The organism is Micromonospora sp. NPDC004336 (genome assembly GCF_053602615.1).
Window position 1 is genome coordinate 1 of record NZ_JBSGDY010000088.1, and the last position, 24,774, is coordinate 24,774.

Consider the following 24,774-nt stretch of genomic DNA (forward strand, 5'->3'; position numbering starts at 1 on the left):
CGCGCCGGGGCCGGCCGGCGGGGCGGGCACGCCCGGATCCGCCGGCGGGCCGGGCACGCCGGGCGGCTGCGCCCCCTCCTGGCCGGGCAGCGAAGAATGCGGCGGCGGTGCCGCCGGTCCGGGAGCGGTCATGAGAGCAATCTAGTGCCCACGGGCTCAGCGGTACGGGCCAGCGGCCCGATCGCTCGCCGTCACGACGACGTCCCCGCCCGGCGCGGCGGTGGCGAGCGCCTCGTAGGCGGACGGCTCGTCGACCGACTCGGCGAGCAGCGGCACCGCCGTGACCTTGACGTCGAAGCCGCCGAGGGCGCGCCGGTAGGCGCCGACGGACTCCCACTCGGTGACCAGGCACCAGTGCCGCGGGTCGTCCAGCGCCCGGACCAGTTGCCCGCGCAGGTAGCCGGGGCGGGCCGCGAGCGCGGTGAGGGCGGCGTGCGCCCGCTCGGTGAAGCCCTCGGCGACATCGACGTCGACCACGAACCGGTTGGTCACCAGCACCGGGTTCCTCCTCGTAGAGTCTGTGGGATGCAGCGTACGCAGAGCCGGTTGCCGGCCCGGTTGGCCCGGGCGAACCCGACGACGGTGTTCCTGGTCACCCTGGTGCTGGTGCTGGTCGCGTTCTTCACCCCCGGGGTGGTCGGCGGCCTGCTCACCCTGCTGCTCGCCGCGGCCGTCGCCGGGCTGCTGGTGACCACCTGGTCGGTGCAGACCGCGCCGACCCGGGCGATCCGGCTGGTGGCGCTCACCCTGCTGGTGACCGCGGGCCTGGTGAAGCTGCTCTGACATGCAAGCATGCGTTTTTGACAATCATTGTCGTTGTCACGGAAGGTTCATGTCATGAACCTCCGCTCCGCCCCGCGCGCCCTGGCCGCCGCCACCACCGCCCTGCTCGCCCTCGGCGGCGTCGCGGCCTGCTCCGACGACGGCGCGACCGGCACCGACCCGCAACGGGTCGACGTGGTGGCCGCCTTCTACCCGCTCCAGTTCGTCGCCGAGCGGATCGGCGGTGACGCGGTGAAGGTCACCAACCTGGCCAAGCCCGGCGCCGAGCCGCACGACCTGGAGCTCAACCCGGGGCAGGTCGGCCAGGTCAGCGAGGCGGAGCTGATCGTCTACCTGAAGGGCTTCCAGCCGAACGTCGACGAGGCCGTCGAGCAGAACGCCGGGGACCGCGCGTTCGACGTGGCGACCGTGCAGCCGCTGCGCGACGCCGCGGCCGGCGGGCACGACCACGACCACGAGGGCGAGGCGGGCGCGGCCGAGGAGCCCCACGCCGAGGAGGAGGGCGGCGGCAAGGACCCGCACCTCTGGCTCGACCCGACCCGCCTGGCCACCGTGGGCGACAAGCTCGCCGAGCGGCTGGGCCGCGCCGACCCGGACCGGGCCGCCGACTACACCGCCCGGGCCGCGACGCTGCGCGCCGAGCTGGCGAAGCTGGACGCCGAGTTCACCACCGGGCTCAGGACGTGCCAGCGGCGGGAGATCGTGGTCAGCCACACCGCCTTCGGCTACCTCACCGAGCGCTACCAGCTCGAACAGATCGGCATCACCGGGCTCAGCCCGGAGAACGAGCCGTCCCCGCAGCGCCTCGCCGAGGTGATCGAGGAGGCGCGGAAGCACAAGGCGACCACGATCTTCTTCGAGACGCTGGTCAGCCCGAAGGTGGCCCAGACCATCGCCGAGCAGGTCGGCGCGAAGACCGCGGTGCTGGACCCGCTCGAAGGGCTGTCGACCGACGGGGGCGACTACCTTTCGGTGATGCGTACCAACCTGCAGACCCTGCGGACGGCGTTGAGCTGCTCGTGACGACCCCAGTCATCACCGTCGCGCACGGGGTGGTCGGCTACGACGGCCGCCCCGTGCTGCGGGACGTGTCCCTGACCGTGACCGCCGGCGAGGTGGTCGCGGTGCTCGGCGCCAACGGCTCCGGCAAGTCGACGCTGATCCGCGCCGTGCTCGGGCTGGTGCCGCTGAGCTCCGGGTCGGTCACCCTCTTCGACCGCCCGCTGCGCCGCTTCCGCCAGTGGCACCGGATCGGGTACGTCCCGCAGCGCCTCGGCGCCGGCGGCGGCGTACCGGCCACGGTCCGCGAGGTGGTGGCCTCCGGCCGGCTGGCGCGCCGGGGCGTCCTGCGCCCGCCGGGGCGGGCCGACCGGGCCGCCGTCGACGCGGCGCTGGAGTCCGTCGGGCTCGCCGACCGGGCCCGCGACCCGGTCGCCACCCTCTCCGGGGGGCAGCAGCAGCGCACCCTGATCGCCAGGGCGCTGGCCGGCCAGCCGGAACTGCTCGTCCTCGACGAGCCGACCGCCGGCGTGGACGCGGCCAGCCAGGAGGCGTTCGCCGGGGCGCTGCACGACTTCGTCGCCGGCGGCGGCACGGTGCTGCTGGTCGCCCACGAACTCGGGCCGCTGCGGCCGCTGATCAGCCGGGCGGTCGTCGTACACGAGGGTGGGATCTGTCACGACGGCGCGGTGCCGGAGCCCGCCGGCCACCACGCGGAGCCCGACCACGACCACGTGCACCCGCACGGTCCCGACGAGCCCGCCGGGCTGTGGAGCAACTGAGATGGAACTCTTCCAGTACCCCTACATGCAGCGCGCCCTGGTCGGCGCGCTGATCATCGGCTTGGCCGCCCCGGCGCTCGGCATCTATCTGGTGCAGCGGCGGCTCGCGCTGATCGGCGACGGGGTTGGGCACGTGGCGCTCACCGGCGTCGGCGCGGGCCTGCTGCTCAACCGGTCCCCCGTGCTGGTCGCGGTGGTCGTGGCGACCGTCGGCGCGATCACCATCGAGGTGGTCCGCTCGCGCGGGCGCACCTCCGGCGACCTGGCGCTGGCGCTGCTCTTCTACGGCGGCATAGCCGGCGGCGTGATGCTGGTAGGGCTCTCCGACAGCACCAGCTCCAGCCTCAACTCCTACCTCTTCGGATCGCTGAGCACCATCCCCACGGGCGACCTGGTCACCATCGCGGTGCTCGGCGGCGCGATCCTGGTCACCATGCTGGGGCTGCGTCCCGCGCTCTTCGCGGTCTGCCACGACGAGGAGTACGCGCGGGTCTCCGGGCTGCCGGTGCGCACGCTCAACCTGCTGCTCGCGGTGGCGACCGCGGTCACCGTGACGATCGCCATGCGGGCGGTCGGCGTGCTGCTGATCAGCGCGCTGATGGTGGTGCCGGTGGCCACGGCGCAGCAGGTCACGCGCGGGTTCCGCAGCACGATGGCGGCGGCCATGACGCTCGGCCTCTTCGCGGCCGGTTCCGGGGTCTGGGTCGCCGCCAACGCCGACACCGCCCCCGGCGCGTCGGTGGTGCTGATGGCGATCGCCTCGTTCGCGGTCGTCGCGATGCTCGGCGCGGGCTGGCGGGCGGTGCGGCGGCGGCGCGTGCCCGCCGCCGCCCCGGCCCCCGAGCCGCACGAGGTCGTGCTCCACTGATCCTGCTCAGCGGCGTGCCGATGGGATTGGTTACCGTTACGGGGTGACCGGTGGATCAGGCTACGACGCCTTCGAGGGAGCCAGCGAGCTGCTGCGTGCCCTGTCGGCGCCGATCCGGCTGGCCATCGTCAGCGAGCTGGCCGAGGGCGAACGCTGCGTGCACGAGCTGGTCGACAAGCTCGGCGCCGCGCAGCCGCTGGTCTCCCAGCACCTGCGGGTGCTGCGGGGCGCCGGCGTGGTGCGCGGCTCGCGGCGGGGGCGGGAGATCGCGTACGCCCTGGTCGACGAGCACGTCGCGCACATCGTGGCCGACGCGGTCAGCCACGCCGGGGAGGGGTCATGACGAGTTCCGCGGTCCGCAACACCCGGCAGCGCTCGGCCGTCAGCGCGCTGCTGGCCGAGGTGGAGGGCTTCCACAGCGCGCAGGAACTGCACGCGATGCTGCGCGAACGCGGCGAGCGCGTCGGCCTGACCACCGTCTACCGCACCCTCCAGGGCCTGGCCGACGCGGGCGAGATCGACGTGATGCGCCCGCCGGGCGGCGAGCACCTCTACCGCCGGTGCAGCGAGGGGCACCACCACCACCTGGTCTGCCGGGGCTGCGGCCGCACGGTGGAGGTGGCCGGGCCCGCGGTGGAGAACTGGGCGGAGCGGGTGGCCGCGCAGCACGGCTACGCCGACGTCAGCCACACCCTGGAGATCTTCGGCACCTGCCCGGCCTGCGCCGGCTGACCGTGCCCGGCGCCGGCCCGCCCCGCGCGACCGGTGCCAAGGACGGCAAGGCGTGGCACGCTGTCCGGCGTGAAGATCTACGCTGATCGCTTCCCCACCGCCGTCCGACAGCTGATCACCGACCTGCTCGTCGTCGCCTGGGTGTACGCCGCGGTGCGCGGCGCGCTGTGGCTGCACGACCTCGTCCAGAAGCTCGCCGTACCCGGGCAGAAGCTGGAGGGGGCCGGTGGCGGCCTGGCCGACAACCTGGCCGAGGCGGGCGGCAAGGTCGGCCGGGTGCCGCTGGTCGGCGACGAGCTGACCGCGCCGTTCCAGCGGGCCGCCGGCGCCGCCCGGTCGCTGGCCGAGGCCGGCCGGGACCAGCAGGAGCTGGTCGACCAGCTCGCCCTCGCGCTGGCCGTCGCCGTGCTGGTCTTCCCGCTCGGCCTCGTCCTCTTCGGCTGGCTGCCGCTGCGGGTGCGCTGGGTGCGCCGGGCCTCCGCCGCCGCCCGGCTGGCGGGCGCGCCCGCCGGCCGGGACCTGCTCGCCCTGCGGGCGCTGGCCACCCAGCCGCTGGGACGGCTGACCCGGATCGCGCCCGACGTGGCCGAGGCGTGGCGGCGCGGCGACGACGCCACGGTCGACGCGCTGGCCGCGCTGGAGCTGCGCCAACTCGGCCTGCGCGGCGGCCGCTAGGGTCGTCGGGTGTTGCGCCTGGGCGCCCTTCGCGTCACACCCGGCGGCGCACGTCGTCGGCGGTGGACGGGCCCGGCGACCAGCGGGCCACCCAGGGCAGCTCGTCGGCCGGGGTGATCACGCCGTCCTCCAGGCCGGCGTAGCGCCCCGCCAGGATCCGCTTCGCGGCGGCCACGTCGACCGAGTCGGTGTTGTCCCACAGGGCGCCGAAGAGCGCGTCGACCCGCACCCGGGCCTGCCGGCAGAACAGGTCGGCCAGCTCGACGTTCTCCGGCCGGGTGTCCCGCTCGGCGTGGGCGCGCACGCAGACGGCGGACATCGCGAACAGCTCCGCGCCGATGTCCACCACCCGGCCGAGGAACGCCTGCTTGCGCTCCATCCTTCCCTGCCAGCGCGACATCGCGTAGAACGTCGAGCGGGCCAGCTTGCGCGAGGCGCGCTCGACCTGCCGCAGGTGGCCGGCGAGCGGGCCGAACTCGCCGTACGCCGAGGGGCGTTGGCCCCGGCCGACGGCCAGGGTGGGCAGCCACCTCGCGTAGAAGGCGCCGGCCCGCGCGCCGGCGCGCGCCTTGCGGCCCAGCCCGGCGTCCGGGTCGATGATGTCGCCGGCGACGGAGAGGTGCGCGTCGACCGCCTCCCGGGCGATCAGCAGGTGCATGATCTCCGTCGAGCCCTCGAAGATCCGGTTGATCCGCAGGTCGCGCAGCAACTGCTCGACGGCGGCCGGGCGCTCCCCCCGCGCCGCCAGCGAGTCGGCCGTCTCGTAGCCGCGACCGCCCCGGATCTGGACCAGCTCGTCGGCGATCTTCCAGGCCATCTCGCTGGCGTAGAGCTTGACCAGCGCCGCCTCGATCCGGATGTCGTTGCGGTCGTCGTCGGCCAGCAGGCAGCAGAGGTCGAGCATGGTCTCCATGCCGTACGTGGTGGCGGCGATGAAGGCGAGCTTCTGGGCCACCGCCTCGTGCTCCCCGACGGGCCGGCCCCACTGCACCCGGTCGGCGGCCCACTCCCGGGCCACGTTCAACGCCCACTTCCCCGCGCCCACGCACATGGCCGGCAGCGACAGCCGCCCGGTGTTGAGGGTGGTCAGCGCGATCTTCAGGCCCTTGCCCTCGCCGCCGACGACGTTCTCGTTCGGCACGAAGACGTCGTGGAAACGGGTCAGGCTGTTCTCCAGTCCGCGCAGGCCGACGAAGGCGTTGCGCCGTTCGACCGTGATGCCCTCGCTGTCGCCCTCGACGACGAAGGCGGTGATCCCGCCGCGCCGACCCTCGGTGGCGGGGACCCGGGCCATCACCACGAGCAGGGTGGCGACCGTGCCGTTGGTGGCCCAGAGCTTGACCCCGTTGAGCCGGTAGCCGGTGCCGTCGGGCGTCGGCTCGGCGGTGGTGGCCAGCCGGGCCGGGTCGGAGCCGACGTCCGGCTCGGTGAGCAGGAACGCCGACACCTCGCCCGCGGCGAGCCGGGGCAGGAAGCGCCGCTTCTGCTCGGCGGTGCCGAACATCTTCAGCGGCTGCGGCACCCCGATGGACTGGTGGGCCGACAGCAGCGCGCCGATCGCCGGGCTGACGGAGCCGGCCAGCATGAGGGCCCGGCAGTAGTGCAGGTTGCTCAGCCCGAGCCCGCCGTACGCCCGGTCGATCTTCATGCCGAACGCGCCGAGCCGGGCCAGGCCGTGGAAGACCTCGTCCGGGATGGACGCGTCCCGCTCGATCGCCGCGCCGTCCACCTCGGCGGTGAGGAACTCGCGGAACCGGCCGAGGAAGTCGTCGGCCCGGGCGACGTCCGCCGCGTCGGAGCGCGGCCAGGGGTTGATCAGGTCGAGCCGGAAGCGGCCGAGGAAGAGCTCCTTGCCGAAGCTGGGCCGGTCCCAGGAGGACTCCCGGGCCGCCTCGGCGACCTGGCGGGCCTCCTTCTCGGAAACCTGCCCCGCCTCGGTCGGCAGCGGCCCGGCCGTCCCGGCCGTCGACGCCCCCTCGCCGACGGCCGGAGCCACGTCTCCGACGGCGGTCGGCTCGGGACGGCCGGCGGCCGAGGCGGGCTCCGCGCCGGCGGCGGTCGAGGCGGGCTCCGCGCCGGCGGCGGTCGAGGCGGGCTCCGCGCCGGCGGTGGGCGCGGGCTGCGCGCCGGCGGTGGGTTCGGGCTGGTCGGCGCCGGAACCGTCCGGCGTGGGTCGGCTGTTCTGCGTCGTGGTCACGGCTGCCCCCTCGAACCTCGGTCCGGCTGCGTCGACGTGCTCGACAAACAGCACGCTACCCCTGGGTGTTACCCAGGGGTAGCGCTCAGTACATATCGGGTCGCGTCGACGGACGAGGGGGCCCGGTCGCCGACCGCGCGGCGTTCCGTCAGTCGCCGACGAGGGTGCGCGGATCGTCGTCCTCGTCGTCCAGGTCGTCCTCGCCCCAGTTGCGCCGGGCGAACGGCAGCAACACCCAGAAGGTGAGGAACCAGAGCCCGGTGACGCCGCTGAGCACCAGGGCGACGGCCCGGTCAAGCACGAAGTCGGTGATCAGCAGCACCGCGCTGACCATCGAGATCAGCATGAACGCGAGGCCGCCGCTGGCCATGCGGTGGGCGAACCGGACCAGCTCCGGCTTGCGCCCCTGGCGGAACAGGGCCCGGTGGAACGCCACCGGCGAAATGATCATCGCGGTGGCCGCGGCGGCGGACAGCAGCGCGACGATGTAGACGTCCTTCTGGAAACCGCTCGTACGCGTGAAGCCGTTGCTGAACGGCAGGGTGAGCAGGAACGCGAACAGGATCTGCACACCCGTCTGGGCGACCCGCAGCTCCTGCAACAGGTCGGCGAAGTTGCGCTGCCAGCGTTGCCGCTCGGTTTCCTTGGACACGGGCTACCTCCGGTCAGACGGTACTGCCGACGGGGCGGCCCGTCGGCAGCAACGCTGATGCCCCACCGGCGCCGCCGCGAAACCGGCTCACGTCGCCCGTGGACGGTCGGCGCAGGGGGCGGCCCGCCGGATCAGGAGCCGCGCCGGATCCGGCCGGCGTACCGGGCCTCCAGGGCGTTGTTGTGCTCGTCGCCGCCGGCGATGTTTGCCGACAGGTAGACCGGAGGCCGCTCCCCCGCCGCCAGCAGCCGGGCCACCACCTCGACCGTGATCTGCTGCGCCAGCAGCGCCGCCGTGATGGAGGAGACCGCGCCGACCGCGCCGCCGCCGGGCAACGGCAGCGTCGCGTCGCCGTACGGGGCGCCGTTGTCGAGCACCACGTCGGCGAAGTCGGCGAGCTTGCGCCCCGACGGGTGGCGGGACGTCATCTGCCCGGAGTGCTGCGCCGAGGTGATCGCGACCAGCCCGTGGCCCTTCTCCTTGACCAGGGACGCGAACTCCACCATCGCGCCGTTGACGCCGGAGTTGGACGCGAGCACGAACACGTCCCGGGGGCCCACCGGGGCCAGCTCGTAGAGGCGGTGCGCCACCGACGGGTCGCGCTCCAGCAGCGGCCCGAGCACGTCGGACGGCGCGCCGCCGACCAGCACCAGGTCCCGCAGGGCGATCCGGTTGGTCGGCACCAGCCCGCCGGCCCGGCCCGCGATCTCCATGGCCAGGGCCTCGGAGTGGCCGGTACCGAACGCGTGCACGACCCCGTCGGCGCGCACGGCGTCGGCGATCAGGTCGGCGGCCCGCCCCACCGCCTCGCGCTGGCTGGTGGCCACCCGCCGCATCGTGTCCGTCACCACGGTCAGGTAGTCCTCGGCGCTCACCGTCATGTCTTCTCCGTCCATCTCGTCCCTCCCTCACCGGCTGCCCGGCCACCGGCCGTGCCTCCGCCGGCTGCCGGCCACCGGCCGTACTTCCGTGTCCGGCTGCCGACCGCCGGCCGCGCCTCCGCCGCCGGCTGTCGGCCACCGGTCGTGGCCGCTGCCCGGCACCGGCCGTCCGCCGCCCGCTCACCCCCGGCCGGGCGGGGCCGCCGCGCCCGGTCAGGCCGGGCCGAGCGCCCGGTCCAGGATCGCCTCGGCCAGCGGCGCGGGCGCCTCGTCGGGGATCCAGTGGCTCACCCCGGTCAGCTCGACGAAACGGTAGTCGGCGCTCACCTGCCCGGCGCACGCCTCGGCGGCCGTCCGGCCGATCGCGATGTCGCGGTCGCTCCACACGAAGGTGGTCGGCACCCGCACCGGCCCGGTGGCCGCCATGTCCCGGCGGGACATCGCCCGGTACCAGTTCAGCGCGGCCGTGAGCGCGCCGGGCCGGCGCATCGGGTCGGCGTACGTCGCCACCCGCTCGTCGCCGCCCACCCCGTGCAGCATCCGGCGCAGCCCCGTCGCGCCCAGCGCCAGCAGGGCCTTCTCCGCCTTGCCCGGCTTGCGGAACAGCGCGATGTACGCCGAGCGGGCCTTCTGCCCCGGGTCCTCGGCCAGCGCGTGCGCCATCGCGGCGGGGTGCGGCACGGAGACCGCGGTCAGGGTGCGGACCCGCTCCGGGTGGCGGGCGGCCAGGTCCCAGGCCACCATCGCGCCCCAGTCGTGCCCCACCAGGTGCGCCGCGTCGACGCCGAGGGCGTCCAGCACGGCCACCGCGTCGGCCACCAGCTCCGGCATCCGGTACGCCTCGACCGCCTCGGGCCGCGCGCCCGGTGAGTAGCCGCGCTGGTCGAGCGCGTACGTGCGCAGGCCGGCGGCGTGCAGGTGCGGGACCACGTCGTCCCACTCGCCGCCGTGCTGGGGGAAGCCGTGCAGCAGCAGGACGGGCGCGCCACCGGCCGGACCGCCGACGCGTACGTCGAACGTGAACCCCCGGGCGTCGATCCGCATGATCGCCAGCCTACCCAGGGCGGGCGCGCGTCACTCGTACTGACGTCGGGGCACGGGCACCTGCCGCCAGGACTCCACGTCGAGGTACGGGATCTCGGCGTCGTTGACCGGGTCGCGGGCGATCCGGTCGCTGTAGCGGCCCGTCACCTCGATCCAGGTGTCGTCGGCGAGCCCCTCGGGCGCGGCGCCGGTCAGGCCCAGCTTGACCGGCCGCCCGTCGGCGGCGCAGCAGGAGAGCACGATGCGGGCCAGCAGTGGCCGGCCGTCGGGGCCGGTGGTCACGAAGCCGGTCAGCCGGACCCGGCGCTGCCCGATCGAGGCGCCCCGGTCGAACAGCGCCCGGGAGGCGTAGTCGAGCACGGTCACCCGCGCCGGGTCGCCGTCGGGCAGGGGCGGGTAGTCGGAGGGCTGCTGCCGGTCGGACAGCGCGGTGCCGGCCTGCCCGGCCGCGTACGAGCCGAGGGCGGGCGGGGCGACCAGGAGCAGTCCCAGCACCGGCAGGATCAGCAACCAGCCGACGCGCGGCTCGTGGTGGCCGTGCCCGTCGTGCCCGCCGTCCGGGCCGGCGTCGCGCCCGGCACGGCCGGCGTCGCGCCCGTCGTCGTCACCGCCGGCGTCGGCACCGTCGCGGTCGGCGCTCCGGTCGGGGTGGGCGGGCATGGGCGCGCCGGTGCGCCGCAGGAGCGGGCGCAGCTCGTACCAGAGGGTCATCACCGCGGCGACCACCAGCAGCAGGCCCGCGGCGACCAGGAAGGGACGCAGCCCCGCCTTCACGTAGCGCAGGTGCAGGTCGGTGAGGCCGGCCCGGACCACCGCGCCCCCGAGCAGCAGCAGGACGACGGCCTGCGCCTGCCGGTTCACAGCAGCACCGCCCCGGTCGCGGCGGCGACCGTCACGGCCACGGCGAGGGTGGCCGGGGCGAACCGCAGCGCGAACCGCCGGCCGAAGACGCCGGCCTGCATCGCGATCAGCTTGAGGTCGACCATCGGCCCCACCACCAGGAAGACCAGTCGGGAGGTCAGCGAGAACTGCGACAGGGAGGCGGCGACGAAGGCGTCGGCCTCGGAGCAGAGGGAGAGCAGCACCGCGAGCCCGGCCAGGGCGAGCACCGAGAGGACCGGGTCGTCGGCGAGGGTCTGCAACCAGCGCTCGGGCACGACGACGTTGATGGTGGCGGCGGCCGCCGCGCCGATCACCAGGAAGCCGCCCGCGTGCGTGACGTCGTGCCGGACCGCCGCCCAGAACGCCCGTCCCCGCGAGGCGTCGTCCAGCTCGGGCCGGCGCGGCAGCCGGATCCACTCGGCCCGGCCGAGCCGCAGCCAGAGCCAGCCCATGACCATCGCGACGACGAGGCTCGCCACGGCGCGGCCGAGCACCATCTCCGGGTCGCCGGGGAAGGCGACCGCAGTGGCGGTGAGCACGATCGGGTTGATCGCCGGGGCGGCGAGCAGGAAGGCCAGCGCGGCGGCCGGGGTGACCCCGCGCCGGATCAGCGACCCGGCGATCGGCACGGAGCCGCATTCGCAGCCGGGCAGCACCACGCCGGCCGCGCTCGCCACCGGCACCGCCAGCGCGGGGTGACGCGGCAGCGCCCGGGCCCAGAACGACCGGGGCACGAAGACCGCGATCACCGCGGAGAGGACCACACCGAAGACCAGGAACGGCACCGCCTGCACCAGCACCGAGACGAAGACGGTGGTCCAGGTCTGCAGCCGGGGCGTGGAGAGGGCGCGGGCGAGCGGGTCCCGGAAGGCGACGAGCAGGACCAGCAGGCCGGCGAGCACCTCGACCGACCCGATCCGCCAGGGTCCGCCGTCGCCGTCCGGCGGCTCCTCCGGGGGTACGTCCGGCGCTGCCACACCGGCCGTCCCGCCCTGCGGGGCACCACGGTCGAGCTCGGATGTCACGTACGCGTCCCTCTGCCGGCCCGCCAGTGCCGCCCGAGACTACCGGCCGGAATCGACGGGGTCGACAGATCGCGCTGATGACCTGCGGAAAGATCACTTTGCCCGATGATCTTCGAAGGTGTTAGCGTCGGCGCGACAACTTCACATCCGACAGGGGAGCGCACAGCGCTGAGAGTGCGGGCACGCCCGCAGACCCTCGAACCTGATCTGGGTAATGCCAGCGCAGGGAGTTCGGTCGACCTCCAGCCGCGTCGACGTCCGGCACCTCCGGGCGCGGCGTGCGTCTTCTCCTGGTTCGCGTTCAGGACTGGGAGCAATCATGAGAGACGACACCACCACCCGGTGGCGCACACTCGACGTCGTCGTCGCCGCGGTGATCGCGGTGGCGTTCGGCGTCATCTTCTGGGCGTGGGGCCTGCTGTGGCGGGCCGTCGACCCCGCGTTCGCCTTCTTCCCGGCCGGCCAGGCGATCATGTACGGCGTGTGGCTGGTCCCCGCCGTGCTCGGCGGCCTGGTGATCCGCAAGCCCGGGGCGGCGCTCTTCTGCGAGGCGGTGGCCGCCACGGTCTCCGCGCTGCTCGGCGCGGAGTGGGGCGGCATCACCATCGTCCAGGGCCTGATCCAGGGACTGGGCGCCGAGTTGGCGTTCGCCGCGTTCCGGTACCGCTCGTTCCGGCTGCCCACGGCGTTGCTCGCCGGCGCGCTGACCGGCCTGGGCGCGGCGCTGTTCGACTTCTTCGTCTGGAACGTCGACTACGCGCTCGGCAGCTACCGCCTGCCGTACGCCCTGCTCACCGTCGTCAGCGCGGCGATCGTCGCGGGCGCCGGCGGCTGGGCCCTGACCCGCGCCCTGGCGGGTACGGGCGCCCTGGACCGCTTCCCCGCCGGCCGCGACCGCGCCCTGATCTGACCACACCGCCCGCGTTGATCATGATGTCGCCACGACACGCCGCGTCGCGGGACGGCAACGTCATGGTCGACGCCTGCGGGCGGGCGGGAAGGGGGACGGCGTGGCGGCGGTGACGCTGCGGGGGTTCGGGTGGCGGCACGCCGGGCGCCGGGCCTGGGCGGTACGCGGGGTCGACCTGCGCGTCGAGGTCGGGGAGCGGGTGCTGCTGCTCGGACCCTCCGGCGCCGGCAAGAGCACCCTGCTCGCCGCGCTGGCCGGGCTGCTGCCCGAGGACTCGGGCGAGCAGGAGGGCACCGTCGAGATCGACGGGCTCGACCCCCGCAAGGGCCGGGAGCGGGTGGGCATCGTCTTCCAGGACCCGGAGACCCAGCTCGTGATGGCCCGCAGCGGCGACGACGTGGCGTTCGGGCTGGAGAACCGCGGCGTGCCGGCCGAGGAGATCTGGCCGCGCGTCGACGAGGCGCTGGCCCGGGTCGGCTTCCCCTACCACCGGGACCGGCCCACCGCCGCCCTCTCCGGCGGCGAGCAGCAGCGGCTCGCCCTGGCCGGCGTGCTGGCCCTGCGACCGGGGCTGCTGCTGCTCGACGAGCCGACCGCCAACCTGGACCCGACCGGCGCCGCGCTGATCCGGGCGGCGGTGGCCGGCGCGCTGGACGCCGACACCACGCTGATCCTGGTCGAGCACCGGGTCGCCGAGGCGCTGCCCCTGGTCGACCGGGTCGTCGTGCTCGAACCCGGCGGCGGCGTCCGCACCGACGGCCCGCCCGAGGCGGTCTTCGGCACGCACGGCGACGCGCTCGCCGCCGAGGGCGTCTGGGTGCCCGGCCGGCCCGTGCCGCCCCGGCACGCGACCGCCCCGGCCGGCGACGTGCTGCTCACCGCCGACCGGCTCGGCCTGCCGCCCCGGCTGGCCGCCGTCGACCTGACCGTACGCGCCGGCGAGGCGCTCGCCGTGCTGGGCCCGAACGGGGCCGGGAAGTCCACCCTCGCGCTGCTGCTCGGCGGGCTGCTGAAGCCGGGCACCGGACGGGTCGCGGCCACGGCGACACTGGCCGGCGCCGACGCCCGCACTCCCCCGCACCGCTGGCGCGCCCCGGCACTGGCCCGCCGGGTCGGCTCGGTCTTCCAGGACCCGGAGCACCAGTTCGTCACCAACACCGTCTTCGACGAGCTGGCGCTCGGTCCCCGCCGCACCGGCCAGCCCGAGGCGGCGGTGCGCTCCACCGTGGACGAGCTGCTGTCCCGACTGCGGTTGACGAAACTCGCCGGGGCCAACCCGTACACCCTCTCGGGCGGCGAGGCGCGGCGGCTGAGCGTGGCGACGGCCCTGGCCACCGCGCCCCGCCTGCTCGTCTGCGACGAACCGACCTTCGGCCAGGACCGGCGGACCTGGCTGGAGCTGGTGGACCTCTTCGCCGAGCTGCGCGACGCCGGGCACGGCCTCGTCGCCGTCACCCACGACGCGGAGTTCGTCGCCGCCCTGGCGGACCGGCGCCTGACCCTGGACCGCCCGTGACCAGCCCGCCGACCAGCCCCGGCCGGCCCGCTCGTCGGGAGGCGTCGTGATCAGTCTGGAGCCGGTCGCCACCCCGGGCGCGCCACTGGCCCGGCGCAACCCGGTGGCGAAGCTCGCCGCGGCGCTGGTGTTCTCGTTCATCCTGATCGCCACCCTGGACCCGGTGGCCCCGGCGATCGCGATCGCCGTCGAACTGGCCGTGCTGCCGCTGTTCGGGGTCCGCTTCCGGGTGCTGGCCCGGCGGGCGGCGCCGCTGCTCGTCGGCGCGGTCGGCATCGTGGTGACGCTGGTGCTCTTCGCGGCCGAACGCTCCGGCCGGGTGCTGGTCGAGGCCGGCCCGGCGGTGGTCACCTCCGGGGTGCTGCTCACCGCGCTCGGCTTGGTGCTGCGCATGTTCGCCGTGGCGCTGCCCGGCGTGATCGTGTTCGCCACCACCGACCCGACCGACCTGGCCGACGCCCTGGTCCAGAACGCGAGGGCGCCCGCCCGCTTCGCCATCGGCGCGCTGGCGGCGTTCCGGCTGGTGCCGCTGCTCGGCCAGGAGTGGCAGATGATCTCCATGGCCCGCCGCGCCCGGGGGGTGGAGGCGGGACGCAGCCCGCTGGCGAAGCTGCGGCTGTTCGCCTCGACCGCGTTCGCGCTGCTGGTCGGCGCGATCCGCCGGGGCACCAGGCTGGCCGTGGCGATGGACGCCCGGGGCTTCGACGCCGGCACCCCGCGCACGGTCGCCCGGCGGCAGCGCTTCGCCGCCGCCGACGCGCTGCTGATCGCCGGGGCCGCGGCGCTCGCCGGGGCGGCGCTGACGGTCAGCGTGCTCCTCGGCACCTTCCGCCCGCTGATCGGCTGAGCCTGAGTCGCGCCGGCGGCGGCGCGATCGCCACCTCTCCGGGTCCGCGACCGCGCCTTACGGCCCCGGGTCCGCCGGTTCTTGCCGGGTCGGCCGGGCCACAGGGCCATTCGGAACCGCCGAGCCTCCCGGAGCCGGCACGGGCCTCCCGGAGCCGGCACGGGCCTCCCGGTCCACCGGCCCCCCGGAACCCGTACCCCCGGGCCTCCGGAACCGGTACGGCCCCTCAGGGGTCCGGCTGGCCTTTCGGGTGCACCAGGCCTTTCGGGCCGGGTGGGATCGCCGCGGCGACCCCACCCGGCGGGCCCGGTCAGCTGCGCCGGAAGGCGTAGCGGCGGGCCTGGCCGGCCCGCTGGCCGCGCGATCCGCCGGCGCGGACGGCGCCGGAGACCGGCGGGCCGGCCTTCGGCGCCGCCGGCCGGGCGACCGGCAGCGCCGGCACGACCGGCGCGACCGCCACCTCGTCGAGGTTGACCGGCGTCAGGTCCGCGACGGACGGCACGGGCTGGGTGGTACGGGACTTCTTCGGGTTACGCCTGGCGGGCATCCGGTGCCTCCTCGGTCTGTGGGCCGTCCCGGGCCCCGGCGCTGCGTCCGGTGTGCGGGTGCCCACGTCGTCGGGCGACCGTCGGGCTGCGACGGTCGAGCGGAAAAGGGACTGCTCCCCGGGGGCGACCTGAGGAAGGACACCGCCGAACTCGGCGGCTGGTGGGAATGCGGACGCCCGGGAGCACGCGGACCGCGCCGTGGAAACGGCGGGCCGGCTCGGAGGTGGGGCGTCAGTTGCGCATGCCCACACGCTAACCGCCCGGCGTCGCCGGGCGCACCCGAATTACCGGCACGGCACCGTCGGCGCACCTCGACGACGCCGACGACCCGGAACGACGGCCGAGGGCGGGACTCGCCTCCCCCGGTTGTCTGGGCTGGGACCACCGGGACCACCGGGTCGCGGCGGCGACGGGGTGTCGAACACGGCCTCGCACCCGTCGCACGCCGCGATACGGTCGCAGCGGCAGGTGTCGTGAGGGCCCGGCACGCCGCTCACCGGCGAGCGGCAGCCGGCGACGGGAGGGCGGCGGACGGATGGCCGAGCGGGCGACGGCGCAGATCGGCGTGACCGGGCTGGCGGTGATGGGCCGCAACCTGGCCCGCAACCTGGCCCGCAACGGCTTCACGGTGGCCGTGCACAACCGCTCACCGGAGCGCACCCGCAGCCTCGTCGACGAGCACGGCGGCGAGGGGCGGTTCCTGCCGGCCGAGTCGATGGCCGACTTCGTCGCCGCGCTGGAGCGGCCCCGGGCGGTCATCGTGATGGTCAAGGCGGGCGGCCCCACCGACGCCGTGATCGACGAACTGGTCCCGCTGCTCGATCCCGGCGACATCGTCGTCGACTGCGGCAACGCGCACTTCGCCGACACCCGCCGCCGGGAGGAGGCGCTGCGGAGCCACGGGCTGCACTTCGTCGGCACCGGCGTCTCCGGGGGCGAGGAGGGCGCGCTGCGCGGCCCGAGCATCATGCCGGGCGGTTCCGCGGAGTCCTACCGCAAGCTCGGCCCGATCTTCGAGAAGATCGCCGCCCAGGTGGACGGGGTGCCGTGCTGCCGGCACATCGGGCCGGACGGGGCAGGACACTTCGTCAAGATGGTGCACAACGGCATCGAGTACGCCGACATGCAGCTCATCGCCGAGGCGTACGACCTGCTGCGGGCCGGGCTGTCGGCGGAGCCGGCGGAGATCGCGGAGATCTTCCGCGGCTGGAACTCCGGCGAGTTGGAGTCCTTCCTCATCGAGATCACCGCGGACGTGCTGGCGCACACCGACGCGGCCACCGGGCGGGCGTTCGTGGACGTCGTGCTGGACCGCGCCGAGCAGAAGGGCACCGGCCGGTGGACGGTGCAGAGCGCCCTCGACCTCGGCATCCCCATCACCGGCATCGCCGAGGCGACCTTCGCCCGGTCGCTGTCCGGGCACGCCGACCAGCGCGCGGCGGCGCGCCGGGCGTTCCCGGACGCGGGCGGGACGTGGCAGGTCGGCGACCGGGAGACGTTCGTCGAGGACGTGCGGCGCGCGCTGCTCGCCTCCAAGATCGTCGCGTACGCGCAGGGCTTCGACCACATCCGGGCCGGCTCCCGGGAGTACGACTGGGGCATCGACCTGGGCGGCACCGCCACGATCTGGCGGGGTGGCTGCATCATCCGGGCCCGCTTCCTCGACCGCATCCGGCAGGCGTACGACGAGCAGCCCGAACTGCCGACGCTGCTGGTCGCGCCGTGGTTCGCCGACACCGTCAACGACGGCGTGCCGAGCTGGCGGCGGGTCGTCGCCGACGCGGCCCGGGCCGGGGTGCCGGCGCCGGCGTTCGCCTCGTCGCTGGCGTACTTCGACGCGCTGCGCGCGGAGCGGCTTCCGGCGGCGCTGATCCAGGGGCTGCGGGACAACTTCGGCGCGCACACCTACCGCCGCGTGGACCGCGACGGCACCTTCCACACCCTCTGGGCCGCCGACCGCACCGAAGTCCACCCCTGACCCCGCCCACCGCCCCCCACCCCACCGCCCCCTGCCCCACCCCGCCGCCCCGCCGCCGCACCGCCCCGCCGCCGCACCGCCGCGGCGATCTTGCACTTTCTGCCCGGTCAAATATCGCAAATGCAGCTCTTCGGGGGCCGAAAGTGCAAGATCGCGGGCGCGGGAGGCGCGGGAGGGGCGCGGGGAGGGCGGGAGGGGTGCGGGTCAGGCGAGGGTGGCGTGCATTTCCCAGACCAGGATCTCGGCCGGCTCGGTGGCGGTGACGCGTCGCCCGCCCGTCATGGTGAGCCGGGCGGCGTCGCCGGTGCCGAGCGGGCCGCTGCCCTCCAGGGTCACCTCGCCGGTCGGCACGTACAGGTGGACGAAGGGCGCGTCGGGAAGATCGACCGCGTCGCCGGGTTCGAGGTGGGCGGCGTGCAGGGCGGCGAGGCGGTTGTGGATCCGGATCGCCGCGGCGCCGGCGTGGCGATCCATCCCCGAGGCCACCGGCACCAGGGCACCGCGCAGGAGCCGGTCGTCGATCTCGAGCTGTTCGTAGCCCGGGTCGACGCCCTGTTCGTCCGGGAGCACCCACATCTGCAGGAAGTGCACGGGGTCGGTGTGCGGGTCGCGGCCGTCGAGCCGCCAGGAGTCGTTCTTCTCCGAGTGCAGGATGCCGGTTCCGGCGCTCATCCGCTGCGCCAGCCCCGGGTAGATGACCCCGGAGTGGCCGGTGGAGTCCTGGTGCACCAGCGACCCCCGCAGTACCCAGGTGACGATCTCCATGTCCTGGTGGGGATGGGTCTCGAAGCCGGCACCCGGCCGGACCACGTCGTCGTTGTTGACCAGCAGCAGACCGTGGTGGGTGTTGGCCGGGTCGTAGTGCCGGGAGAACGAGAAGGAGTGCTTCGAGTCGAGCCAGGAGATCCGGGTGGCGAAGCGGTCGGTGGCCCGCCGGACGTCGACGGCCGGTGCGGGGGCCGTCACCAGGCTCGCTGCCCGGTGGCGGTGGGCGCCCAGGTGAGCGCCGGCTCGCCCGTGGCCAGTTCGGCGATCTCGCCGGAGCGCAGCCGTGGCGCGTGGCCGAGCTCCTGACAGTGCTGCTCGGCGATCTCGGCGCAGATCTCGGCCGCCTGCTCGCAGATCGGGTCGCCGAGGTCGGCGGCATTCAAGGCCATGATCATTTTGTACCGGAGATCCCGCATCCCCACCCCCGAGGCTCGACGCGGCCCGGGGCGCCCGCCCCGCTCCCCGATCCTAGGCACCGGGCCCCCGCCCCCCGCGCCGAAACCGCGAACCCGGCCAACAGGCGATCACACCTGCCGCCGGGCGGAGCGTCCGCGGGCGGCCCAACCGCATGATCGTCGACGATCGAGGGCGCAGCCTCCGCGTCCCCCGGCACGGGTCTTCCCGGCGGCAGGGCCGCACGATCCCCCGGCAGATCACGGCGGCAGAGAGCCGCACAAGCCCGGACGAGTCACCGCGGCAGGGCCGCACGAGGCCGGGCGAGTCACGGCGGCACGGCTGCACGATCCCCGGGCGCGCGGCGGTGGAGCCGCACGAGGCCGGGCAGGTCACGGCGGCAGGGCCGCACGCTCCCCGGGCGAAACGCGGCGGTGGCGCCGCACGTCGCCGGACGAAACGTGGCGGCAGAGAGCGCACGCTCGCCGGTCAGGTCACAGCGGAAGGGCGGGGTGGGGCGCGGTCAGCGTCGCGCGCGGCGACGCTGACCGGCGAGGCGTCAGAAGAAGCGGCGGCGCTTCGCCTTCTGCGGGCGGAGCATGTCGGCGCCCTTGGTGAGCAGGCGGCTCACCCCGGACGGGCCGCGACGGGCCTCCAGCGTGTGGCTGAGTCGACGCGCGCCGGCCGCCGCCAGCGGCACCGCGACCGCCATCAGCGCCCACTGGGCGATACGCTTCTGGATCATGTGGGTTCACCTCCGTCAGTGGCTGCTGACCGAGGTGGTACCCCGTGCGGCGGGGCGGTAAGCCTCAGCGCGGCGGGGCGACCGGATTGGGCAGCGCGCCGCCGAAGCGGCGGTCCCGCTGGGCGTACAGCTCGCAGGCGTACCAGAGGTGCCGGCGGTCGAAATCCGGCCACAGCGTGTCGAGGAAGACCAGCTCGGCGTACGCGGTCTGCCAGAGCAGGTAGTTGGAGATCCGCTGCTCCCCGGAGGGGCGCAGGAACAGGTCCACCTCGGGGACCTCCGGGTGGTAGAGGTACTTCGCCACGGTCTTCTCGGTGACCTTCGCCGGGTCGAGCCGGCCCGCTGCCGCGTCGCGGGCGATGGCGGCGGCGGCGTCGGCGATCTCGGCCTGCCCGCCGTAGTTGACGCAGAACTGGAGGGTCAGCGTCGAGTTGCCCCGTGACATCTCCTCCGCCGTCTGCAGCTCGGAGATGACGCTCTTCCAGAGCCGCCCGGCCCGCCCGGACCAGACCACCCGCACCCCCAGGTCGACCAGTTGGTCGCGGCGGCGGCGGATGACGTCCCGGTTAAAGCCCATCAGGAAGCGGACCTCGTCGGGCGAGCGCCGCCAGTTCTCCGTGGAGAAGGCGTACGCCGAGAGGTAGGGGATGCCCAGCTCGATGGCGCCCTCGATCGTGTCGAAGAGGGAGAACTCCCCCGCCTCGTGGCCCTTGGTGCGGGGCAGCCCGCGCTCCTTGGCCCACCGGCCGTTGCCGTCCATCACCACGGCGACGTGCCGCGGCACCGCCTCGGCGGGCAGCGCCGGCGGCCGGGCGCCCGACGGGTGCGGCGTCGGCGGCACCGGCTCGCGTCGGCCGGCCCTCATCGATCGGATCACTCGCTTCTCTCCCTGCTCACGCCGTCCGCTCCGGACCCGGGGCCACGGGGCGGCGGGACCCGGCCGGCCGCGCCACCGCCCGGCGGCGGGACCGGGCCGGCCGTCGGGGCACCCCGGTCGACCAGCGGCAGCGAGCGTAGCGCGCGTTCCAGGTGCCACTGCAGGTGCGCCGCGACGAGGCCGCTGCACTCCCGGCGTACGCCGGTCTCGGTGGCGTCGGCGACCCGCCAGTCGCCGGTGGTCAGCGCGGACATCAGGTCGATGGTGGCCGGGGCGGGGTGGGCCGCGCCGGGGGGCCGGCAGTCCGGGCAGACCGCGCCCCCGGCCGGCACGGAGAACGCCCGGTGCCGCCCGGGCGTGCCGCAGACGGCGCAGGCGGTCAACGCCGGCGCCCAGCCCGCGAGGGCCATCCCGCGCAGCAGGTAGGCGTCGAGCACCAGCGTGGTGTCGTGGCTGCCGTCGGAGAGCGCCCGCAGCGCGCCCAGGGTGAGCTGGAACAGCCGCAGCGAGGGCTCCCGCTCGACGGGGGTGAGCCGCTCGGCGGTCTCGGCGATCGCGCTGGCGGCCGTGTAGCGGGGGTAGTCACCGAGGAACCGCTTGCCGTAGAGGTCGATGCCCTCGACCTGGCTGACCGTGTGCAGCGAGCTGCCCTGGTTGCCCTTCGGGTCGCCGGCGAGCTGGAGGTCGACGTGCCCGAACGGCTCCAGCCGGGCGCCGAACTTGCTGGTGGTGCGGCGGATCCCCCGGGCCACGGCCCGCAGCCGGCCGTGCCGGCGGGTGAGCAGGGTGATGATCCGGTCGGACTCGCCGAGCTTCTGCACACGCAGGACCACCGCGTCGTCGCGGTAGAGCTGTCGGCGGTAACCGGGCATCGGACCATTCTCTCTCGGGGTGCGAAATCAGGGTCGGCTCGGGGTGGCGGGGCCGGCCGACCCCGATGCGCGGCGCTCACCCCGCCTCGTAGCGTGCTGGCATGGCTCTCCACCGGACCGCCGCGACGACCGTCGTGGCCGCCACCCTCATCGTCTCCGCCGGGTGCGACAACCTGGCCTCCCGCCGGCTCGACTACGACAACACCGAGACGGCCCGGATCAGCACCGTCCGGGTGCTGCCGGGGGCCGGCGACATCACCGTCCGCGCCATCGGCGTACCGGGCGAGGTGCGGATCAAGCGGGTGGTGCGCTACCACGGCGGTCAGCCCGAGGCGACGTACGAGGTCAAGGGCGCCGAGCTGGTGCTGGACACGGACTGCGGCAACGGGTGCAGCGTCTCCTACGAGGTCATCGCCCCGGAGGGGGTGACCGTGACGGGCGAGACCGGCTCCGGCGACGTCGACCTGAGCAAGGTCGGTCCGGTGGAGATGAAACTCGGGTCCGGCAACATCCGGGTGAGCGGCGCCGACGGCCCCGTCCGGGCCGAGACCGGCTCGGGCGACGTCCGGGTGACCGATGCCGGGGACACGGTGGCCGTCCGGACCGGCTCGGGCAACATCGAGGTGGAGGACGTCTCGGCGGCCGTGACCCTGCGGGCCGGCTCCGGCGACATCACCGGGCGCCGGCTCGGCGCGGGCGTGGACGCCGAGGCGGGCTCCGGAAACATCACGCTGGACCTGGGGACGCCCGCCTCCGCGCGTGCGCACACCTCCAGCGGGGACATCGAGCTCGTCGTGCCGGCGGGCCGCTACCAGGTCCGCTCCGACGCCGACGGCGGGAAGACCAGGCTGGGCGTGAGCCACGACCCGTCCGCCTCGCTGGTGCTCGACATCTCCACCGGCGGCGGCGACCAGAACGTCACCCAGCGTTGATCTCGACGGTCTCCGGTTCCCGGACGGCACGGGGCGCCGGCACGGTGGCCCGCCCCGCGACCGGGCCGTCGTAGGCCGCTCCCCGGCCGCCGGGGACCGCTCCCCGGCCGCCGGGGACCGCGACCGGGCCGTCGTAGGCCGCTGCCCGGGCGCCGGGGACCAGCTCCGGTGGTCGGCGGGCCGCCACGTCCTCGACCCACCCCACCAGGGCGGTCACCACCGCGACCAGGGCGAAGACCAGCGCCACCCGGATCGCCAGGCCGACCGGGTCCTGGTGGGACCAGCCGACCACGTCCACGAGCGGGGTGAGCGCCACCACGAACGGCATGTGCCACAGGTAGACGGTGAGCGCCCGCCGGTTGAACACGGTGACCACCCGGCCGAACGACGCGCTGCGGTCCACCCAGGAGGTGCTCGCCGGCCCCCGGCCGAGCAGGACGAGGACGAACGCCGCCGACCAGAGGGCGTTGCCGAGGGGGTTGTCGTTCAGGTCGTACCCGCGCGGGCCCGGGTGGGTGACGATCCAGGCGCCCCCGGCGGCGGCGAGGGCCAGCGCGACCGGCACCAGCACCCCGTTGGCCAGGCGGCGCAGCATGCCGGCCTGGTGGGCGAAGCCGAGCAGCCAGGCGCCGAAGTAGAGGCCGAAGTGGTGCAGCGCCACCGGCAGCGCCGGCAGCAGGCCCAGCTCGGCCGCGGCGATCAGGGCGTACGGGGCGAGCAGCGTGGGCACCGGGGCGCGCCGGAACAGCCAGAGGGCGGCCGGGGAGGCCAGCACGAACCAGAGGTAGTCGCGCAGGTACCAGATCACGCTGAGCGCGATCGCGCCCCAGTCGTTGGCCGGGGGGTCGGCGACGGGGAAGAGCCAGAGCAGCACCTTCGGGCTCAGCGGCAGCCCGGTGAGCAGCATGGCGGGCACGAAGACGGCGGCGACCACCCAGAGCGACGGCAGCAGGCGCCGCAGCCGGCGTACGACCGCACCCGGCCCCCAGCGGTGCAGCGAGGCCGCCATCAGGGAGCCGGCCAGCGCGAACATCACCGACATCGCCGGGAAGACGAGGGTCAGGGTGGCCCATCCGGTGACGTGGTAGACGACGACTCGAACGATGGCCAGGAAGCGGAGCAGGTCCAGGTATCGGTTTCGCATCAGCCTGCATCTATGTCCGGGGGCACGGGGGCTGTTCCTTCCCCTACCCTGCGGAGCGACACCGGCAAACGGCCAGCGGCCCGCCGAAACGTGAGATGCCCCATCCCGCCGACCGAGACCGATCACGACCGGGCGGCCGGGCCGGGGGCGCACCCCGGCCCGGTGCCGGTCAGAAACCCAGCTTGCGCAGCTGCTTCGGGTCGCGCTGCCAGTCCTTCGCCACCCGGACGTGCAGGTCCAGGTAGACCCGGGTGCCGAGCAACTCCTCGATCTGCCGCCGCGCGGTCGTGCCCACCGCCTTGAGCCGGCTGGCCCGGTGGCCGATCACGATCGCCTTCTGGCTGGGCCGCTCCACGTACACGTCGGCATAGATCTTCATCAGGTTGCCCTCGGGGATCATCTCCTCGACGACCACCGCGATGGAGTGTGGCAGCTCGTCGCGGACGCCCTCCAGGGCGGCCTCGCGGATCAGCTCGGCGACCAGCACCTGCTCCGGGTCGTCGGTGAGCATGTCGTCCGGATAGAGCTGCGGCGACTCGGGCAGGTAGCGGGTCATCACCTCGACCAGCGTGTCCACCTGGTGCCCGGAGACCGCGCTGACCGGCACCACCTCGGCGAACTCGCCCAGCTCGCTGACGGCGAGCAACTGCTCCGCGAGCCGCTTGCGGTCCACCAGGTCGGTCTTGGTGACCACCGCCAGCACGGTGGCCTTCAGCTCGGCCAGCTCCCCGGTGATGAACCGGTCGCCGCGCCCGATCGGCTCGTCCGCCGGGATGCAGAGGCCGATCACGTCGACCTCGCTCCAGGTCTGCCGCACCAGATCGTTGAGACGCTCGCCGAGCAGCGTGCGCGGGCGGTGCAGCCCCGGCGTGTCGACCAGGACGAGCTGGGAGTCGGGGCGGTGCAGGACGGCCCGGATGACGTGCCGGGTCGTCTGCGGCTTGTTCGAGGTGATGGCGATCTTCTGCCCGACGATCGCGTTGGTCAGCGTCGACTTCCCGGCGTTCGGCCGGCCGACGAAACAGGCGAAACCGGCCCGGTACGGGCGCTGCGGATCACTCACGCCGCCACCCCGCCCCGCTCGCCGGCACGCGTCGTCGCCCGGCGGCTCACTCGACCACCGTGCCCAGGACGGTGCCGTCCGGCGCGGCCACGTGGATCGGCGCGTCGGCGGCGAGGTCCCGTACCGCCGCGTGCCCGGCGCCGTCGAGCGTCGACGCCTCGGTCACCACCACGGCGGCCTCCAGGCGGCTCGCGCCGGCCGCAGCCGCCGAGGCCACCGCGAGCTGGAGCGCGGTGATCGTCAACGAGGGCAGCGAGACGCTGGCCGCGGCGTACGTCCGGCCGTCCTGGTCGCGCACCGCCGCGCCCTCCACGGCGCCCACCCGGCCGCGCGCGCCCCGGGCCAGGACGACCAGCTTGCCGTCCTCGGCACTCAGTTCGACCGGTTCGGACGGGGTGGGCCGGGCGGCCGGCACGGCGGGTGACTCAGGCATCGGCGGGTTGCCTCTCCTCGGATCGGTTCGTGTCGTCCCCGGGCGCGGCGTGCTCGCCGCGGCCCGGGCCGTCCTGCGTGTCGGTCGACTCCACCCGGCTCACCAGCACGGTGTCTATCCGGTTGCGTCGGCCCGTGGTGCCCTCGGCGACCAGCCGGAGACCGGCGACCTCGACCTGCGCCCCGGGGATCGGGACGCGGCCCAGGGACTGGGCGAGCAGGCCGCCGA

At 74.9% G+C, this 24,774-nt stretch carries 28 protein-coding genes, 1 pseudogene and 1 riboswitch; of the genes and pseudogenes, 12 read left to right on the forward strand and 17 right to left on the reverse strand.

Annotated features, from left to right (window positions below):
* Positions 1 to 156: 156 nt before the first annotated feature.
* A complete protein-coding gene (locus ACWENR_RS18650) occupies positions 157 to 498 on the reverse strand; it encodes an antibiotic biosynthesis monooxygenase family protein (RefSeq protein WP_452278240.1) in 342 nt (113 codons plus the stop codon).
* 27 nt (positions 499 to 525) lie between these two features.
* On the opposite strand from ACWENR_RS18650, the gene ACWENR_RS18655 reads away from it, so the two are divergent.
* The 7 genes from ACWENR_RS18655 to ACWENR_RS18685 all read left to right on the forward strand — a co-directional run bounded on the left by ACWENR_RS18655 (position 526) and on the right by ACWENR_RS18685 (position 4,839).
* The gene (locus ACWENR_RS18655) at positions 526 to 783 is read left to right on the forward strand and encodes a hypothetical protein (RefSeq protein WP_452278241.1); all 258 of its coding nucleotides are present in this window, start codon (positions 526 to 528) and stop codon (positions 781 to 783) included.
* Between the two features lie 54 nt (positions 784 to 837).
* Entirely contained in the window at positions 838 to 1,806 is a 969-nt protein-coding gene (locus tag ACWENR_RS18660; RefSeq protein WP_452278242.1) for a metal ABC transporter substrate-binding protein, read from the forward strand.
* Positions 1,803 to 2,564, forward strand: a complete 762-nt coding sequence (locus ACWENR_RS18665) for a metal ABC transporter ATP-binding protein (protein WP_452278243.1) — start codon at positions 1,803 to 1,805, stop codon at positions 2,562 to 2,564. The genes ACWENR_RS18660 and ACWENR_RS18665 overlap by 4 nt, the downstream gene beginning before the upstream one ends.
* Before the next feature lies 1 nt (position 2,565).
* Complete coding sequence (locus ACWENR_RS18670) at positions 2,566 to 3,432, forward strand: metal ABC transporter permease (protein ID WP_357460489.1); 867 nt, start codon at positions 2,566 to 2,568, stop codon at positions 3,430 to 3,432.
* A 43-nt stretch (positions 3,433 to 3,475) separates the two neighbouring features.
* Positions 3,476 to 3,775, forward strand: a complete 300-nt coding sequence (locus tag ACWENR_RS18675) for an ArsR/SmtB family transcription factor (protein ID WP_091104136.1) — start codon at positions 3,476 to 3,478, stop codon at positions 3,773 to 3,775.
* On the forward strand, positions 3,772 to 4,164 hold the full coding sequence (locus ACWENR_RS18680) for a transcriptional repressor (protein ID WP_436688605.1): 393 nt from the start codon (positions 3,772 to 3,774) through the stop codon (positions 4,162 to 4,164). Before ACWENR_RS18675 ends, ACWENR_RS18680 begins: the two co-directional genes overlap by 4 nt.
* 69 nt (positions 4,165 to 4,233) lie before the next feature.
* Positions 4,234 to 4,839: a hypothetical protein gene (locus tag ACWENR_RS18685; RefSeq protein WP_452278244.1), complete on the forward strand. Its 606-nt coding sequence runs from the start codon at positions 4,234 to 4,236 to the stop codon at positions 4,837 to 4,839.
* Between the two features lie 34 nt (positions 4,840 to 4,873).
* Here the strand turns inward: ACWENR_RS18685 and ACWENR_RS18690 are convergent, their stop codons facing one another.
* From ACWENR_RS18690 to ACWENR_RS18715, 6 genes are all read right to left on the reverse strand, one after another.
* Positions 4,874 to 7,090: an acyl-CoA dehydrogenase family protein gene (locus ACWENR_RS18690; RefSeq protein ID WP_452278245.1), complete on the reverse strand. Its 2,217-nt coding sequence runs from the start codon at positions 7,088 to 7,090 to the stop codon at positions 4,874 to 4,876.
* A 94-nt stretch (positions 7,091 to 7,184) separates the two neighbouring features.
* Positions 7,185 to 7,688 (reverse strand): DUF6328 family protein, encoded by a 504-nt coding sequence (locus ACWENR_RS18695; protein ID WP_452278246.1) that lies wholly within the window; start codon positions 7,686 to 7,688, stop codon positions 7,185 to 7,187.
* 131 nt (positions 7,689 to 7,819) lie between these two features.
* Positions 7,820 to 8,569, reverse strand: coding sequence for a sugar isomerase domain-containing protein (locus ACWENR_RS18700; protein WP_452278261.1), 750 nt, complete (start codon positions 8,567 to 8,569; stop codon positions 7,820 to 7,822).
* 213 nt (positions 8,570 to 8,782) lie between these two features.
* Complete coding sequence (locus tag ACWENR_RS18705) at positions 8,783 to 9,613, reverse strand: alpha/beta fold hydrolase (RefSeq protein ID WP_452278247.1); 831 nt, start codon at positions 9,611 to 9,613, stop codon at positions 8,783 to 8,785.
* Between the two features lie 30 nt (positions 9,614 to 9,643).
* On the reverse strand, positions 9,644 to 10,474 hold the full coding sequence (locus ACWENR_RS18710; RefSeq protein WP_452278248.1) for a TIGR03943 family putative permease subunit: 831 nt from the start codon (positions 10,472 to 10,474) through the stop codon (positions 9,644 to 9,646).
* Entirely contained in the window at positions 10,471 to 11,472 is a 1,002-nt protein-coding gene (locus ACWENR_RS18715; protein WP_452278262.1) for a permease, read from the reverse strand. The genes ACWENR_RS18710 and ACWENR_RS18715 overlap by 4 nt, the downstream gene beginning before the upstream one ends.
* A gap of 190 nt (positions 11,473 to 11,662) precedes the next feature.
* A riboswitch (TPP riboswitch) is annotated at positions 11,663 to 11,767 on the forward strand.
* A 72-nt stretch (positions 11,768 to 11,839) separates the two neighbouring features.
* On the opposite strand from ACWENR_RS18715, the gene ACWENR_RS18720 reads away from it, so the two are divergent.
* From ACWENR_RS18720 to ACWENR_RS18730, 3 genes are all read left to right on the forward strand, one after another.
* Positions 11,840 to 12,430, forward strand: a complete 591-nt coding sequence (locus ACWENR_RS18720; protein WP_452278249.1) for an ECF transporter S component — start codon at positions 11,840 to 11,842, stop codon at positions 12,428 to 12,430.
* 100 nt (positions 12,431 to 12,530) lie between these two features.
* The gene (locus ACWENR_RS18725) at positions 12,531 to 13,946 is read left to right on the forward strand and encodes an ABC transporter ATP-binding protein (RefSeq protein ID WP_452278250.1); all 1,416 of its coding nucleotides are present in this window, start codon (positions 12,531 to 12,533) and stop codon (positions 13,944 to 13,946) included.
* A gap of 46 nt (positions 13,947 to 13,992) precedes the next feature.
* Entirely contained in the window at positions 13,993 to 14,793 is an 801-nt protein-coding gene (locus ACWENR_RS18730) for an energy-coupling factor transporter transmembrane component T family protein (RefSeq protein ID WP_452278251.1), read from the forward strand.
* 310 nt (positions 14,794 to 15,103) lie between these two features.
* On the opposite strand, the gene ACWENR_RS18735 is transcribed toward ACWENR_RS18730, so the two are convergent.
* Complete coding sequence (locus tag ACWENR_RS18735) at positions 15,104 to 15,340, reverse strand: hypothetical protein (RefSeq protein WP_452278252.1); 237 nt, start codon at positions 15,338 to 15,340, stop codon at positions 15,104 to 15,106.
* Between the two features lie 536 nt (positions 15,341 to 15,876).
* Here ACWENR_RS18735 and gndA point away from each other — a divergent pair.
* On the forward strand, positions 15,877 to 17,319 hold the full coding sequence (gene gndA, locus ACWENR_RS18740; RefSeq protein WP_452278253.1) for an NADP-dependent phosphogluconate dehydrogenase: 1,443 nt from the start codon (positions 15,877 to 15,879) through the stop codon (positions 17,317 to 17,319).
* A 204-nt stretch (positions 17,320 to 17,523) separates the two neighbouring features.
* On the opposite strand, the gene ACWENR_RS18745 is transcribed toward gndA, so the two are convergent.
* The 5 genes from ACWENR_RS18745 to recO form a co-directional block, all read right to left on the reverse strand.
* Positions 17,524 to 18,285 carry a pirin family protein gene (locus ACWENR_RS18745; protein WP_452278254.1) on the reverse strand — a complete coding sequence of 254 codons (762 nt, stop codon included), beginning with the start codon at positions 18,283 to 18,285 and terminating at the stop codon, positions 17,524 to 17,526.
* Positions 18,282 to 18,476, reverse strand: a complete 195-nt coding sequence (locus tag ACWENR_RS18750) for a thioredoxin reductase (protein ID WP_452278255.1) — start codon at positions 18,474 to 18,476, stop codon at positions 18,282 to 18,284. Before ACWENR_RS18750 ends, ACWENR_RS18745 begins: the two co-directional genes overlap by 4 nt.
* A 563-nt stretch (positions 18,477 to 19,039) precedes the next feature.
* A complete protein-coding gene (locus ACWENR_RS18755) occupies positions 19,040 to 19,225 on the reverse strand; it encodes a hypothetical protein (protein WP_350684814.1) in 186 nt (61 codons plus the stop codon).
* Between the two features lie 64 nt (positions 19,226 to 19,289).
* Positions 19,290 to 20,090: an isoprenyl transferase gene (locus ACWENR_RS18760; RefSeq protein WP_452278256.1), complete on the reverse strand. Its 801-nt coding sequence runs from the start codon at positions 20,088 to 20,090 to the stop codon at positions 19,290 to 19,292.
* Between the two features lie 8 nt (positions 20,091 to 20,098).
* Entirely contained in the window at positions 20,099 to 20,974 is an 876-nt protein-coding gene (gene recO, locus ACWENR_RS18765) for a DNA repair protein RecO (RefSeq protein ID WP_452278257.1), read from the reverse strand.
* 101 nt (positions 20,975 to 21,075) lie between these two features.
* On the opposite strand from recO, the gene ACWENR_RS18770 reads away from it, so the two are divergent.
* Entirely contained in the window at positions 21,076 to 21,906 is an 831-nt protein-coding gene (locus ACWENR_RS18770; protein ID WP_452278258.1) for a DUF4097 family beta strand repeat-containing protein, read from the forward strand.
* Here the strand turns inward: ACWENR_RS18770 and ACWENR_RS18775 are convergent.
* The 4 genes and pseudogenes from ACWENR_RS18775 to ACWENR_RS18790 all read right to left on the reverse strand — a co-directional run.
* Positions 21,893 to 23,050: an acyltransferase family protein gene (locus tag ACWENR_RS18775; protein WP_452278259.1), complete on the reverse strand. Its 1,158-nt coding sequence runs from the start codon at positions 23,048 to 23,050 to the stop codon at positions 21,893 to 21,895. The two genes, ACWENR_RS18770 and ACWENR_RS18775, sit on opposite strands and share 14 nt — an antisense overlap.
* A gap of 169 nt (positions 23,051 to 23,219) precedes the next feature.
* Entirely contained in the window at positions 23,220 to 24,113 is an 894-nt protein-coding gene (gene era / locus ACWENR_RS18780; RefSeq protein WP_452278260.1) for a GTPase Era, read from the reverse strand.
* Between the two features lie 46 nt (positions 24,114 to 24,159).
* Positions 24,160 to 24,546, reverse strand: a complete 387-nt coding sequence (locus ACWENR_RS18785; RefSeq protein ID WP_091104082.1) for a cytidine deaminase — start codon at positions 24,544 to 24,546, stop codon at positions 24,160 to 24,162.
* A pseudogene (locus ACWENR_RS18790) lies at positions 24,539 to 24,774 on the reverse strand (hypothetical protein); the annotation flags it as partial. The gene ACWENR_RS18785 and the pseudogene ACWENR_RS18790, both read right to left, overlap by 8 nt.